Raw genomic sequence first — 15,700 nt, forward strand, 5'->3', positions numbered from 1 at the left:
TTCAAGAAATGTATAGGAGACGGCGGAGCCGTCGGGAAGACATTTCTCTCTCACAGCTCCGCTGCTTTATTTTGTGACATCAGGCAAAACCGAAAACCAATATCGTTGTCGCGGTCGTCGGGCTCGTACCAGTCGCGGCACGCAGAGCGCACAAACCCAGACGAATTGCCCCAGTAACCGCCGCGTACGACATAGCCAGAACAATGCCAATCCCAACACCATTCCATCACATTTCCGTGCATCTCATACAATCCCCAATTATTGCATCGAAACGATTTTACTTCTACTGTTGATTCTTCGCTATAATTCACTTGGTTCGTTGTAATACTTTCACTAAAACTAAACGCTGTCGTTGTTCCTGCACGACATGCATATTCCCACTGCGCCTCTGTTGGCAAATACAATTCCAATTCTAATATTTCCTCGTTTAGTTTCTCAATAAACGCATTACAATCATGCCAATTTACGCTGTCCACAGGATTCTTATCACCTTTAAACTCACTTGGATTATTTTCCATCACCGCTTTCCACAATTCTTGAGTGCATGTTGTCTCCGCCAACCAAAATCCCTTGCTAATTGTCACTTGGTGTTGTAATTCATCTTCATCTCGACCTTCTTCTGTTTCTGGAGATCCCATCATAAACGTTCCTGGTCTTATCCAACGCATCAGTTGTCGCACATTTTTATAAGTAAACGCCATCCACAATCCGTATTCATCTCGCCCCCAATCGCGAAACCATCCACGAAATGAGCAGTTGTCGAACTCTGTTCCTGTAAAATTTTCGCCGTCAACACAATCTAAATAAAACGTGCATCCCATATATTTCGTGTTTGCCTCTACTTCTTTTAATGACTTACTTTTTACTATTCTTTTACTCATCTCAAGTTCCAAAATTCATTTGTAACATCGTACTTTTATATCAATATTACTTTCTTTCGTTCTATGCTTCCAAGAAATGTCTTCCCGACGGCTCCGCCGTCTCCTATACATTTCTCTCTCACAGCTCCGCTGCTTTATTTTGTGACCTCAGGCAAAACCGAAAACCAATGACGTCGTCGCGGTCGTCGGGCCCGCTTCTGCCACGGGACGCAGAGCGCACGAACCCAGACGAATCGTACCACCAGGAACCGCCGCGTAAGACACGGAAAGAACCACTAATAGCTCCAGTAGGATCCGCTGTTATTGAAATATCATATTCATCTTCATGCCAATCACTACACCATTCCCACACATTCCCGTGCATCTCATACAATCCCCAATTATTGCACCCAAACGATTTTACTTCTACCGTTGTTTCCCCATCATAATTCACTTGGTTTGTTGTAATACTTTCACCAAAACTAAACGCTGTTGTCGTTCCTGCACGACATGCATATTCCCACTGTGCCTCTGTTGGTAAGTGCAATTCCAATTCTAACACCTCCTCATTTAGCTTTTCGATAAACGCGCTGCAATCATCCCAACTTACATTCTCCACAGGATTCTTATCACCTTTAAACTCACTTGGATTATTTTCCATCACCGCTTCCCACAGTTCTTGAGTACACGTTGTTTCTGCTAACCAAAACCCTTTGCTTATTGTCACTTGATGTTGCATTTCATCTTCATTTCGACCTTCCTCTGTTTCCGGAGATCCCATCATAAACGTTCCTGGTCTTATCCAACGCATCAGTTGTCGCACATTTTTATAAGTAAACGCCATCCACAATCCGTATTCATCTCGCCCCCAATCGCGAAACCATCCACGAAATGAACAGTTGTCGAACTCTGTTCCTGTAAAATCTTCGCCGTCAACGCAATCTAAATAAAACGTGCATCCCATATATTTCGTGTTTGCCTGTACTTCTTTTAATGACTTACTTTTTACTATTCTTTTGCTCATCTCAAGCTCCAAAATTCATTTGTAAAATTGTACTTTTATATCGATATTACTTTCTTTAGTTCTATCCTTTCAAGAAATGTCTTCCCGACGACTCCTATACATTCCTCTCTCACAGCTCCGCTGCTTTATTTTGTGACCTCAGGCAAGTGTGACCTCAGGCAAAACCGAAAACCAATGAGGGCACCGTGGTAGCCGGGAACGCGCCTGCTGCGGGACGCAGAGCGCACGAACCTAGGCGAATCGAACCAGTAACCGCCACGAATGACACGGAAAGAACCACTAATAGCTCCAACAGGATCTGTTGTTATCGAAATATCATATTCATCATACCAATCACTACACCATTCCGACACATTCCCGTGCATCTCATACAATCCCCAATTATTGCATCCAAACGATTTTACTTCTACTGTTGATTGTCCCATATAGTTCACTTGGTTCGTTGTAATACTTTCACCAAAGCTAAACGCTGTCGTTGTTCCTGCGCGACATGCATATTCCCACTGTGCCTCTGTTGGCAAGCACAAGTCCAATTCTAACACCTCCTCGTTTAGTTTCTTGACAAACGCATTGCAATCATCCCAGCTTACACTGTCCACAGGCTTCTTATCACCTTTAAACTCACTTGGTTTATTTTCCATCACCGCTTCCCACAGTTCTTGAGTACACGCTGTTTCTGCCAGCCAAAATCCCTTGTTAATTGTCACTTGATGTTGTACTTCATCTTCTTCTCGATTTTCTTCTGTTTCTGGAGATCCCATCATGAACGTTCCTGGTCTTATCCAGCGCATTACTTGGCGCACGTTTTTATAAGTAAACGCCATCCACAACCCGTATTCATCTCGCCCCCAATCGCTAAACCATCCCCGAAATGAACAATTGTCAAATTCTGTCCCTACAAAATCTTCGCCGTCAACACACTCTAAATAAAACGTACATCCCATATATTTCGTGTTTGCTCCTACTTCTTTTAATGACTTCCCTTTTACTATTCTTTTACTCATTACAAGCTCCAATATTCATTTATAACATCGTACTTTTATATCAATATTACTTTCTTTAGTTCTATCCTTTCAGGAAATGTCTTCCCGACGGCTCCGCCGTCTCCTATACATTTCTCTCTCACAGTCCGCTGCTTTATTTTGTGACCTCAAGCAAAACCGAAAACCAATGTAGTCGCTGCGGTGATCGAGCTCGTATCTGCTACGAAACGCCGACCGTACGTGCCTGGACGAAAAGTTCCTCCAGCTACCGCCACGTACGATACGGTACGAACCACTAATAGTTCCCATAGGATCCGTTGTTATCGAAATATCATATTCATCATACCAATCACTACACCATTCCCACACATTCCCGTGCATCTCATACAATCCCCAGTTATTGCATCCAAACGATTTTACTTCTACTGTTGCTCTCCCATCGTAATTCACTTGGTTCATTGTAATGCTTTCACCAAAGTTAAACGCTGTCGTTGTTCCTGCGCGACATGCATATTCCCACTGTGCTTCTGTTGGTAAACACAATTCTAATTCCAACACCTCCTTATTTAGTTTTTCGATAAACGCGCTGCAATCATCCCAACTTACCTTCTCCACAGGCTTCTTCTCACCTTCAAACTCACTTGGATTATTTTCCATCACTGCTTCCCACAATTCTTGAGTACACTCTGTCTCTGCCAACCAAAAACCCTTGCTAAGCGTCACTTGGTGTAGTACTTCATTTTCATATCGGTCTTCTGTTGCTGGAGATCCCATCATAAACGTTCCTGGTCTTATCCAACGCATCACTTGACGCACGTTTTTATAAGTAAACGCTATCCACAACCCATATTCATCTCGTCCCCAATCGCGAAACCATCCGCGAAATGAACAGTTGTCAAACTCTGTTCCTGTAAAATCTTCGCCGTCAACACAGTCTAAATAAAACGTGCACCCCATATATTTAGTACTTGCCTCTACTTCTTTTAATGACTTCCCTTTTACTATCTTTTTCATCTCAAACTCCAAAATTCATTTGTAAAATCGTACTTTTATATAGATATTACCTCAATTCTATTCTTCCATCAAATCTCTTCTCGACGACCGCCTCTTTCGTACAGCGACAAAAATATAAACGGTTAATCTTCTTTCTCGTTTTGCGAAGCTTGTTTCTTTGACTAATATTCCTCCTCTTTCTCTATCTAAAAAATTTACTTACTTTTTCTGAATATTCTTCTAATTCTATTTTTAGATTTGTTATGCTATTGGAACTCATTTTGCCCCCATATTTTTATGGTTAATTCCACTAGGAATATGTCAACATCCTTACCATTATCCCGAACTCATTTCTATGCAATACTTTAGCTTTAAATCTATACACACGAGTATGAGCATACCGCTACGAAATACTAAATATATTGAGAGAGATATGGATAACTTAAAAAAAGAAATTCAATTACAAAACATTGTTCCGTTTCTTGGAATTTACGATGCCTTTTCAGCAGCTTGGGAGAAATCGCAAGAAGCTGTGGCTTTTGTTGCATATACAGGGAATAAGTTGTAGGGATTATGACGGTTGTGCAAGCGTTTGCTGTGTATGCCAATGGTTATTACGGAATAATTAACGAAATGTATGTCGAACCCGAATATCGCTGGCATGGCATCGGAGCGAAGTTAATAGAAGCCGCAATTACCTGGGGCAAAGATAAAGGATGGCCAAGGGTTGATGTTACTGCTCCTGAGTCTTCTACATGGAAAAGAACACAGTTGTTTTACGAGCGCCAAGGTTTTGTTTTTAGTGGACCTAAGTTAAAAATTATGCTCTAAGAGAATTGAAAAAAGCAACATAGTCTTCTAAAAGCGCGTCGACACGTCCAAGTTCACGAAAGAAAGTTTTTATGAACAATATTTATGATATTATAAAAAACAATGCTAATTGCAATCCCAATTCTGAATGTATCTTAGACAAAGAAGGAAAAAAAATTCTCTACAAAGAGCTTTTGCAGCATATTGAAAGCAGTGTTGCGACCTTAAGATCGTGGGGAATTAACAGGAATGATCGCGTTGCAATTGTTTTGTCTAATGGGCCAGAGATGGCTGTGTCTTTTTTGACGATTTCTTGTGGAGCAACCAGCGCTCCTTTGAACCCTGGATATAGAGAAAAAGAGTACCATTTTTATCTGTCGGATTTACAAGCCAAAGCTATCATTGTAAAGAGAGGCGTTCCTTCACCGGCAAGAATGGTTGCTAAGGATCTCGAAATTCCCATTTTCGAGCTTGAAAGCGATTTGGAAAAACCAGGATTATTTCGTTTATATCGCGAACAGTCTGCGGAAAAAATAGCTGAAGTGAAGGAGGTAGACTTTTGTGAGCCGCAAGATGTTGCACTTGTTCTTCACACTTCTGGTACGACATCACGACCAAAAATTGTTCCTTTGTCTCAGGATAATATTTGTACTTCTGCGCGAAATATTTGCGAAACTTTACAACTACAAGCACAAGATCGTTGTTTAAATGTCATGCCTCTTTTTCATATTCATGGTTTGATGGGAGTACTACTTTCCTCTATTACTTCAGGAGCTAGTGTTTGTTGCACCACTGGTTTTGATATGAATCAGTTCTTTTCGTGGTTAAAAACGAATCGTCCTACTTGGTATAGCGCAGTTCCCACCATGCATCAGGCGGTACTTATGGCAGCAGACGATGATGAGCACATGGCAAAAAGTAGTTCACTTAGATTTATTCGTTCGTCGTCGTCTTCACTGCCTCCTATTGTCTTAGAGAAACTAGAAAAAACTTTTTCTGTTCCAGTTATAGAAGCCTACGGAATGACAGAAGCTTCTCATCAAATGACGAGTAATCCTTTACCACCAGCTAAGCGAAAAGCTGGCTCTGTTGGAGTGGCAGCTGGACTAGAAGTTGCGATTATGAATATTGAAGGAAACTTGTTGCCTTTGGAGACAGAGGGGGAAATTGTTATACGTGGACAAAATGTTACTTATGGTTATGAAAACAATCCCCAAGCAAATGAAAGTGCTTTTACAAATGGTTGGTTTCGCACCGGTGATATTGGTTTTTTTGACGAAGATAAATACTTGTATATCAAAGGGCGCGTAAAGGAAATTATTAATCGCGGTGGAGAAAAAATTTCTCCTCGTGAAGTCGACGAAGTACTATTGAAAATGCCAGAAATCCAGCAAGCTGTGACTTTCGCTGTTCCCCATTCTCGTTTAGGGGAAGATGTTGTTGCTGCAGTAATTTTACGCGAAGGACAAAGCCTTTCTCAGCAACAAATACGTGATTTTACTTTTGAAAATATAGCTGATTTTAAAGTGCCAAGTCAGATATTATTTGTTGACAAAATTCCTCTTGGACCAACAGGAAAGATGCAGCGCATTGGGCTTGCTAAGAAATTAGAACATCTTTTGAAAAGTACTCATGTGGTTGCTACCACCAAAAATGAAAAATCTATTCAGCAGATCTGGATAGACGTATTAGGAATACAAGATATAGGAATTGATGATAATTTTTTTATTTTAGGCGGCGATTCTTTACTTGGTGTACAAGTTATAAACAGTGTAAATGCTACTTTCAATATTGATCTTACTCCTAGTGTTTTATTTCGCGTGCCAACTGTTCAAGAGTTTTCCATTTTTGTCGAAAATTATAATGGAAAAAATAAAAAACAAATAGTTCCTATTTTAGATAAACAATTACCGCTATCTTTCTCTCAAGAAAGAATGTGGTATTTTAATCATCTTGATCCCAACTCCCCTATTTATAATCGTCCTAGTAATGTACGTTTAATTGGTTTGCTGGATGTGAACGCTCTAGAACAAAGTTTACATGAAGTTGTAAAATACCATGAGGTTTTACGAAGCTCTTTTGATGTAAAAAAAAATATCGCTTTTCAACAAACGCAGTCCGATTTCTCTTTACCAATGCCGATTGTAGATTTGGAAAAATTTTCACAAGAAACGCAGCAACAAAAAGTATTGGAAATTGCGATTGCTGAAGGGCAAAAAGTTTTCGATTTACAACAAGGTTTGAAAGTACGTGTGAAATTATTGCGATTTAGCAAAGAAAATCATTTATTGCTCACTACATTTCATCACGTTGCTTTTGATGCTGGATCAGAGGTGATTTTTTACCAATGTTTAGATGAGTTATACACTGCGTTTTCTACAAAGAAACAATCGCAGTTACCTTTGTTAGAAGCACAATATCGTGATTTTGCTTACTGGCAAAAACAACAAAACTTTTCGCAACAACTTGTTTACTGGGAACAAAAGCTTAAAGGACATCCACCTCTACTTGAAATATCTCCTTTCCAAAGACCAAAAGTACCTTCCTATCGCGGAAAAAAATGTTTTTTCGAATTTACTGAAGATACTTATAGTGAACTTCAGCAGCTAAGTAGTGAGTGTGGAGTTACTATTTTTATGACGATGTTTGCTGTTTATAGTGTTTTGATTTCTAAGTACAGTCGTCAAAAAGATATTGTTGTCGGTGTGCCGTTTTCTGAAAGAACTAGTAGTGAAGTCGAAGGGCTAATAGGGAATTTTATTAACACTTTACCATTTCGCGTCGATTTATTTGAAGACCAGTCTTTTGTGGGTTTTTTAAAACAAGTGAAAGAAACAACAGTAGAAGCCCTAGCCAATAATGCGCCTTTACAGGAGATTATACGCGTCGCAAATGTTCATCGCAGTACCAGTTACACTCCCCTATTCCAAACGTTGTTTATCTTTGAAAATTTCAGCGAAATGCCAGAGAAGATTAATAATATTGACTTACAAACTAGTAATGTTGACATTGGGAAATGTGCCACAGATTTGACATTTGAAATTATTGCTACGAAGAATGGTTTACAAGGACACGTTGAGTATGCTGTTGATCTTTTTCCTGAGAAAATGATTGAACGCTTTGCTAGTCATTATCTCTATTTAATTAGGCAAATCATTCGAGATCCAATGCAAAAACTGATGAGTTTAAATTTGGTATCTTGCAAAGAAAGTCAATTAAATAGCGAGCAACAAAATGCTCTGCCTTGTACAGAATTAACTATTCATGAGCTATTTGAAGAACAGGTGCGAAAAACTCCAGATTTTTCGGCTTTGATTTTTCGCAGTGAACATCAAACTTACCGCGAAGTAAACTCTCGCGCAAATCAATTAGCTAGGTTATTGCAGACAAAAAATGTCAATAGTGAAGAAATCATAGCGGTATTAGTTGAACGCTCTTTCGAAGTCATGATCGCATTTTTAGCAATAGCGAAAGTTGGCGGAGCCTATCTTCCAATAGAAGTTACATATCCACAGCAAAGAGTTGAGTATCTACTAAAAGACAGTGATGCAAGAATATTATTAACAACTTCAGAGTACAAAGACATTTTTAATATAGAGACCATTATCGACTTACGCGACGATAGTTTATTTTCAAAATACTTACCTAGTAATCTTGGCATAGAGGTAAGTGATAAAAATCTCGCTTATGTTATTTATACTTCGGGCTCGACAGGGAAACCTAAAGGTGTTCAGATAGAGCATCGACAACTGGTGAATTATGTAACAGCAATAGTAAAGCGCTTTAACCTCAGAGCTGAAATGACATACGGTATGATCCAATCGATTTCTTTTGATTCGGTTTTTACTCATGTAGCAGCTTTAATAACTGGAGGAGCGATTAATTTAATTCCTGAAGAGTATGCACTAAATGCCGAGAAATTTTCGCATTATGTGCAACAACAACCTTTGGACTTGCTCAAAATTACGCCGCAGTATTTTGCAGCATTGTATGAGCATTCTAAACAGGTAATGCCAAGAAAAGTTTTAATTCTCGGTGGAGAAAGCAGCGATTGGGAGTGGTCTCAGAATTTAGTGAATAAAGGTTGCAAAGTATTTAATCATTATGGTCCGACTGAGACGACAGTGGGAGTAACTACTTATTCTATAACCCCTTGTGATACTGAGTATACCACAGTACCTATTGGGAAATCTCTTGATAATACTCAAACGTATATTATGGATGAAAGCCTGCAACCAGTCCCAATAGGAGTTATTGGGGAGCTTTATATTTCTGGAAGTAATGTTGCGCGCGGCTATTTAGATCGCGCAGCTTTAACGGCAGAAAAGTTTGTTCCTTGTCCATATAAGAAAAATGCAGTGATGTACAAAACTGGTGATTATGCAAGACAGTTAGAAGATGGAAACATTCAATTCTTAGGTCGCATAGATAGCCAAATAAAAATGAGAGGTTTTCGTGTAGAGCTAGGTGAAATAGAAGCGGCGCTTCGAAAACACAAAAATGTTAAAGATGTTGTTGCGACAGTTACTGAAGTTTTAGAGAAAAAAGAAGTAGTCGCTTATATTGTTTTTAATAAACAGCAGTCTATTTCGCAATTAAAATCATGGCTAGCAGAGTATTTACCAGTGTATATGATACCGTCTCATTTTGTTTCTCTTACAGCGTTGCCTCTTAAAAGTAGTGGTAAAATAGATAGAAAAGCATTGCCTGTTCCTCGCGAATCGCAAAGCAAAGAAAACTATATTGCACCACAGAGTGAGATCGAAATAAAGTTAGTAATGATCTGGGAAGACGTTTTGCAAGTACAGCCTATTGGAATTGATGATAACTTTTTCGAATTAGGTGGGCATTCGTTGTTGGCTATCACGATTGTTAGTAGAATAAAACAAGAACTTTCCTTTGATTTACCACTACGTTTTTTATTTGAAATACCAACTGTGCGACAGATTGCTGAGCGTTCACAAAAAACGCAAAAATTCGCTACGGCGATAGCAAAATGCGAAAGAGAAGAATATCCCCTTTCTTCTGCGCAGAAGCGTTTATGGTTTTTATATATGTTAGAGCCTGATAGCGCTTTTTATAACATGTCGTTTAGTAAAGAATTGTGTGGAGATGTAAACAAAGAGTATTTACAAAAAGCGTGGAATAGTCTAGTTGAACGCCAAGGAGCGCTTCGAACATATTTATGTGTAGATCGCGGTGGAGATGTCGTGCAAAAGATATCATCAAGTGGCATCTCTATTGATTTTGTTGATGCTTGCTCGTATGAGCGCGCGGAAGAAATAATAGAGTTAACAGCAAAAAAGCCATTTGTACTTACAGAATTTCCACTCGTTCGCTGTCAGTTAATTTCTATAGGAAATAAACATTGTATCTTTAACATAACAATACATCACATAATAAGTGATTTTTGGTCGATGGGAATTCTGTGGGAAGAACTTAGCGAATTTTATAACAGTTATAAGGAAAATCGAGCAGCAGAACTTCCTGAATTGCAAGTGGAATATGGCGATTTTTGTGTATGGCAACAACAACAAAATATAGAAAAACAAAAACAATATTGGTTGCAACAGTTTGATAACTATCCCACATTGGACATTGTTACCGACAAACTTCGCGCAGTCCAACAATCTTTTTGCGGAGCAAACTACACTTTTGATATTGACGAAAATAGAACGAAGCAATTGCAAAAATTAGCAGAGGAAAATGATTGTAGTCTTTTTATCACTATCTTAAGTGTATTTAATATTTTATTGAGCCGTTATAGTGGAGAGCAAGACATTATTGTTGGATGTCCTATTGCAAATAGGCATTATGGGCAAATTGAAAATAATATTGGTTTTTTTCTCAATACTTTAGCATTGCGAACGCAAATTGATAATGAAAAGACTTTTTGTGAATTATTAGGAGAGGTAAAAGAAACATGCCTGCAAGCATACACTCATCAAGATTATCCTTTTGAACAACTTGTTGAAGATCTCAATCCTACGCGTGATATGAGCCGTAATCCACTATTTCAAATAATGCTCAATATGATTGAAAATGTTAGTGGCGAACATACTTTTGACGATATCGAAGTTATTGATTACAAACGCAAATCAGATGCCACCAAGTTTGATATTACTCTCTATGTACGACAACAAAAGAAATTGCAATTTACCTTTCGCTATAACACCGACTTGTTTTTCCCAGAAACTATAGAGCGTATGGCGGATCATTTTGTGGCTCTTTTACAAGAGATTATTCGTAGCCCTCAGCAAAAAATTACTCAACTTAAAATGAGAGAAAGCACACCTATAACTCATTTAAATAAAGGTCTTGCTCTTGTACCGGTCAATGAAAATTATATTGAATTTACACAAGAAGAAATTGAGCAATCTATATATAGTCGTTATGTAAAGCAAGTAGAGAAATTTCCTGAAAATCTAGCGGTTAATACTGATAATAAAGGTTTATCTTACAAAGAGTTGGCAAATGCAGCAAATGATCTAGCATATGTGTTAAAAAAAGAGCTAGGAGATGCGCCAGATCGCGTAGCTCTTTTGTGTTCCCATAATACCAATATGATTATTGCAATACTTGGGGTTCTGAGGGCTGGTAAAATATATATTCCTTTGGAAACTCACTACTTTAGTGAAAGACAAAAAGATATTGTAGCGGATGCCGATATCAGAGCTATTATTACGGAAGACTTTCATGTCGACAAAGCGCGAGAATTATATTCTACAACTGTTATTAATATTGATGAATTAGGGCAGCAAGTAAATATAGATGAACTAAGTAACAAAGACATTGTTTCCGCTGATACTACTTCGTATATTTTGTATACTTCTGGATCAACCGGAATTCCTAAAGGAGTGGTGCAGAACCATCGCAATGTACTGCATTTTATTCGCAATTATGTGAACAATCTTAAGATAACAAGTGATGATCGCTTGATGATGATAGCAGGTTACAATTTTGATGCTTCTATTATGGATATCTTCGGCGCTTTGTTAAGTGGTGCTTCGTTGTATTTATTTGATTTAAAAAACAAAGGGATTGAAAATCTTGGTTCGTGGATGGTAAAAAATAAAATCACTGTTTATCATTCTACACCAACTGTATACCGCCATTTTGTTGGTACTCTCCGAGATGAAGAATTTGCCGATTTACGTTTGGTTGTTCTTGGTGGAGAAGCTGTATACAAAAAAGATGTTGAACTCTATCAAAGACATTTTGGCAGAGAATGTTTATTTGTGAACGGTTTTGGGCCAACAGAATCAACGGTTACGCTACAAAATATTATTGATCATAATGTACAGATTATGGGAAATAGTGTTTCCGTTGGTTACCCAGTCGAGGATACCGAAATTACTTTGCTCAATGAACAAGGCAAACCTACAGAAATTTATGGTGAAATTGCTATTAAAAGTGAGCACCTTGCGCTTGAATATTGGCGCCAACCACAAATAACAAAGGAAGCATTTACAGATTTACAAAATAAAAAGGAGCGTTTATATCGTACTGGAGATATGGGATATTTACAGGCCGATGGTCGAATATTATTTACTGGACGTAAAGACTTTCAAGTAAAAATTCGCGGAATACGCGTTGAATTAGGAGAGATTGAGGCGGCGATCGAGCAGTATCCTTTGGTATTTGAAAATGCAGTTGTCTACAAAAATAAACAAGAAGAATCATTTTTGGTTGGCTACCTTGTCGTAAATAATAGTTGCGATATGAACGATCTTAATGATTTTTTACATCAAAAGCTACCTGGATATATGGTTCCAGCTCATTTTGTTATTTTGGAAAAACTACCACTGAATTCTAACGGCAAAGTAGACAAGAAAAAGCTAACTGCTCTTGATGTTGAAATTGTGACAAAAGAGTATGTGCCTCCGCAAACGGAGATGGAAAAAACGTTATGTCGTATTTGGCAAGAAGTACTAAAGGTCGAAAAAATAGGAATAACAGATGACTTTTTTGCTTTAGGTGGACATTCGTTACTTGTTATTACAGTGATGAGCAAGATTCGCGAATTTTTGCGACTAGACGAAGATGATTATAAGACTTTACCTCTCTATTTGATGTTAACAAATCCAACAGTTGCAAAACTTGCGCAAGCAATTGACAATATCAATGGAGGTATGGATATAAATAAAGATATTGTTATTTGTATGAATAATAAAACATCAAATAAACCAATTTTTCTCGTTCATTCAGCGCATGTTGATCCTATTAGTTATCATCATCTATGTAAATCTCTTGATGGTAAAGTAACGGCATATACAATTCGCACAGAAGAGTTAGATCCCTATTCTTCTATAGAGAAAACAGCGAGTTATCATATTAAAAATATTCGTAGCGTTCAGCCTGATGGACCATATGTCATAGGAGGAATGTGTATGGGAGGACTTGTAGCGTTTGAGGTCGCAAGACAGTTACAAGATGAAGGAGAAAACGTAAAATTTGTATTTATTATGGATTCTATTAATATTCCTGGAATGAAAAATTATAAATCTAGAGCGAAACATAAACAAAAAAAGCGTCAACGCAAAATTAAAAATTTGCGAAAGGTTGTGGAGTTTGTGAAGCATTTACTTTGCGGTGATTTTGAGTTTATTTCGCAAAAAATAAAGAAAATAAAAAGTAATATTAACAGGCAAACAAAAAAAATCTCCGATCCACGAATGCGGTTACGTAAAAAAATGCGCGATAGATTGCGTATTATTCGCGATGACTACCATCCACAAAATTATAATGGAACAATCATCTATATTCGTTCGGAAAAAGCAGAGGGCGAATTTTCTGAGGAACGTTTACGAGGGCTAGCAAAAGAAGTGATTTGCTACAAAGTGGAAGGAACCATCCACAAAGACGTTGCTCGCCCTATTTTTGCTGAAAAGACAAGTGAGATTGTTGAGGAGCATTTACTGGATTAGCGAATGTTGATTTGTTTTTACCTTTATTTACAGTAATGATGTTACTGACAATTATGACTAGAACACAGGTCCTAGCAAAGAAACAATGTACAAATTATTAGAGTTTTGATAATATCAGAAATCTTAAACTCTCGGCTTATTATAAGTAATCCAGAGTTGTTAACTGTTTATAGTACTTTTCTTGTAACGGATGAATAAAACTAATGACTAAAGAGAAAAGCTTTTTAGAAAAATTAGATGAAATTTCAACTCACGCTGACGATATTAAGCATTTAGGAAACCCAGAGCATAAAAAATACCAACAGTGCTGGCGCAATTTTTATTTCCGATACCACAATGCAATTCTTTCTTATATAAAGAAGCAAACAAGAGGACAACTACAAATTCATGATGTAGAAGATATTGCATCTAAGGTTTATGAAAGAGGGTTTCGTTGGAATTTTCAAAGACAACACGGAATACGTTTTCGCGTTTTGCTAAAACAAGTTGTTAAAGATGCTATTTGGCAGTTTTGGCAAGGTCACAACAAAAAAATAAAGTACGAGCAAAAAAATTTAGAGTTAGTTTCGGCAAATGAAGATATTGATTATTCAGAGAATTTATCCGCTGAAATTTTTTCTACACTTGTTAACAAGGTTTTACAAAAATTTCCTGAAAAACAACGCAAAGTTCTCCGTTGGATTTGGACAAATGGGAAATGGCCACCATCTGAGATTTTAGCAAATCTCATAGATGTGTCTTCTAATAATATTGAAAATGCAAGGGCAGCAGCAAGACAATGGAAAAAAAGAAATGTCAAAATATGGGAGCGATTCCAAAAACAAATTTGCAATGAGATAGAGCTTCTTGCTATTGGTGAAGAAAACCAACAACAAGAATTACAATATTTTACAAGTTTATCTGTTTAAAATAACAAACAGTTACCTAGAACGACGAATAATATTAATATCCCAAAAAAGCAAAAAGGCAACAGAGCTTACGGAAATTCCTATAAAAATACGCGCATAGCCCATTAATAAACAACTATACAATATTCCTAACCCAAAACAAATTACCCCTAGTTTTTTTCCACTGTAGGTAAGTTCCATTTGCGGATCTAAAATGGCTCCTTCTACATGATAAGAAATCATCCATACCGGTAAAGCAATACACAAAATTGTAATAAAAAATGTAGAAATAAAACAACACATTACAAGTAATACTAGCCAAAAATACTTAAAAAATATTTTTGCGTTCGTTATATTTTTATTCTGTTTTTTTGTAGTTGACTGACGATATATATTTTTGAGTTCTTGGTGAAATTGCGACATACAAATTCTTTTTTCTGGTTTTTTATGCATTGCTTTTTCTATAACATCGGACAAAAGCTCTAACCATTTTACTTCTTGAGATATAGCATCAGTTAATATCGGCAATTTTTTACTTTGTATATTAATCATTGTATTGATTTTACTACTTCCCTGAAAAGGAGAGTGGTCAAGCCAAATTATAAATTGGTACAAAGAAAGAGCTAGTGAAAAAACATCACTTTTTGTCGACCAGTCACCATTTATTTGTTCTGGACTTAAGTAGGAAGGGGTTCCAATCAGAGCACCTGCATCAGTAAGTGTCATATCAATGGCTTTTTGTTTTGCTAAACCAAAATCAACTAACTTTATAGATTTGGAGCGTAGATTCAAGATAATATTGCTTGGTTTGATGTCGCGATGACCTATATTAAGTTTGTGGATTTCCACTATAGAAGCGGATAAATCGATAAACATTTTTAATTGCTCTTGGCGTGTTATTCTATGATAGCGAGGATTGCGAATAAACTCCAGAAGTGATATTCCGCGAACATATTCCATAACAAGAAAAAAGCGATTTTCTATACAAAAGCGTTCATAGACTTTTACTATATTTGGGTGGTTGATTTTACAAAGACTTTCATATTCTCGATGAAAGCGCTGTATTGCTTGAGGTCCATTCAATTCTAATAGTTTTAGAGCTACGGGACGGTTTTCTTTTAAATCGTAAGCTTCGAAAACCTTGCCCATTCCTCCTCGTGCAATTACTCTTTTTAATTGGTAACGATCTTTAATTATTTTATTTTTTTCTCGCATT

At 37.3% G+C, this 15,700-nt stretch carries 9 protein-coding genes; 4 read left to right on the top strand and 5 right to left on the bottom strand.

Annotated elements, in window-relative coordinates; genetic code table 11:
* Positions 1-50: 50 nt before the first annotated feature.
* The 4 genes from UABHE_RS00330 to UABHE_RS00345 form a co-directional block, all read right to left on the bottom strand.
* A complete protein-coding gene (locus UABHE_RS00330; RefSeq protein WP_372368128.1) occupies positions 51-881 on the bottom strand; it encodes a formylglycine-generating enzyme family protein in 831 nt (276 codons plus the stop codon).
* A 118-nt stretch (positions 882-999) separates the two neighbouring features.
* A complete protein-coding gene (locus tag UABHE_RS00335) occupies positions 1,000-1,884 on the bottom strand; it encodes a formylglycine-generating enzyme family protein (protein WP_372368129.1) in 885 nt (294 codons plus the stop codon).
* A 125-nt stretch (positions 1,885-2,009) separates the two neighbouring features.
* Positions 2,010-2,888 (bottom strand): formylglycine-generating enzyme family protein, encoded by an 879-nt coding sequence (locus UABHE_RS00340; RefSeq protein WP_372368130.1) that lies wholly within the window; start codon positions 2,886-2,888, stop codon positions 2,010-2,012.
* A gap of 69 nt (positions 2,889-2,957) precedes the next feature.
* Positions 2,958-3,881: a formylglycine-generating enzyme family protein gene (locus tag UABHE_RS00345; protein ID WP_372368131.1), complete on the bottom strand. Its 924-nt coding sequence runs from the start codon at positions 3,879-3,881 to the stop codon at positions 2,958-2,960.
* 412 nt (positions 3,882-4,293) lie between these two features.
* Here UABHE_RS00345 and UABHE_RS00350 point away from each other — a divergent pair, with 412 nt between their 5' ends.
* The 4 genes from UABHE_RS00350 (at position 4,294) to UABHE_RS00365 (ending at position 14,505) form a co-directional block, all read left to right on the top strand.
* Complete coding sequence (locus UABHE_RS00350; RefSeq protein ID WP_372368132.1) at positions 4,294-4,428, top strand: hypothetical protein; 135 nt, start codon at positions 4,294-4,296, stop codon at positions 4,426-4,428.
* Positions 4,429-4,433: 5 nt separating this feature from the next.
* Complete coding sequence (locus UABHE_RS00355) at positions 4,434-4,691, top strand: GNAT family N-acetyltransferase (RefSeq protein ID WP_372368133.1); 258 nt, start codon at positions 4,434-4,436, stop codon at positions 4,689-4,691.
* Positions 4,692-4,762: 71 nt separating this feature from the next.
* Positions 4,763-13,597 (top strand): amino acid adenylation domain-containing protein, encoded by an 8,835-nt coding sequence (locus tag UABHE_RS00360; protein ID WP_372368134.1) that lies wholly within the window; start codon positions 4,763-4,765, stop codon positions 13,595-13,597.
* A gap of 203 nt (positions 13,598-13,800) precedes the next feature.
* On the top strand, positions 13,801-14,505 hold the full coding sequence (locus UABHE_RS00365) for an RNA polymerase sigma factor (RefSeq protein ID WP_372368136.1): 705 nt from the start codon (positions 13,801-13,803) through the stop codon (positions 14,503-14,505).
* A gap of 12 nt (positions 14,506-14,517) precedes the next feature.
* On the opposite strand, the gene UABHE_RS00370 is transcribed toward UABHE_RS00365, so the two are convergent.
* A complete protein-coding gene (locus tag UABHE_RS00370) occupies positions 14,518-15,699 on the bottom strand; it encodes a serine/threonine-protein kinase (RefSeq protein ID WP_372368137.1) in 1,182 nt (393 codons plus the stop codon).
* Position 15,700 lies beyond the last annotated feature (1 nt).

The organism is Candidatus Uabimicrobium helgolandensis, assembly GCF_041508025.1.
Taxonomy (GTDB): Bacteria; Planctomycetota; Uabimicrobiia; order Uabimicrobiales; family Uabimicrobiaceae; genus Uabimicrobium; species Uabimicrobium helgolandensis.

Coding starts and splice junctions, on each gene's coding strand:
- UABHE_RS00365 (WP_372368136.1), top strand. CDS start 13,801: ATGACTAAAGAGAAAAGCTTTTTAGAAAAATTAGATGAAATTTCAACT.
- UABHE_RS00340 (WP_372368130.1), bottom strand. CDS start 2,888: ATGAGTAAAAGAATAGTAAAAGGGAAGTCATTAAAAGAAGTAGGAGCA.
- UABHE_RS00360 (WP_372368134.1), top strand. CDS start 4,763: ATGAACAATATTTATGATATTATAAAAAACAATGCTAATTGCAATCCC.
- UABHE_RS00330 (WP_372368128.1), bottom strand. CDS start 881: ATGAGTAAAAGAATAGTAAAAAGTAAGTCATTAAAAGAAGTAGAGGCA.
- UABHE_RS00355 (WP_372368133.1), top strand. CDS start 4,434: ATGACGGTTGTGCAAGCGTTTGCTGTGTATGCCAATGGTTATTACGGA.
- UABHE_RS00345 (WP_372368131.1), bottom strand. CDS start 3,881: ATGAAAAAGATAGTAAAAGGGAAGTCATTAAAAGAAGTAGAGGCAAGT.
- UABHE_RS00350 (WP_372368132.1), top strand. CDS start 4,294: ATGGATAACTTAAAAAAAGAAATTCAATTACAAAACATTGTTCCGTTT.
- UABHE_RS00335 (WP_372368129.1), bottom strand. CDS start 1,884: ATGAGCAAAAGAATAGTAAAAAGTAAGTCATTAAAAGAAGTACAGGCA.
- UABHE_RS00370 (WP_372368137.1), bottom strand. CDS start 15,699: ATGCGAGAAAAAAATAAAATAATTAAAGATCGTTACCAATTAAAAAGA.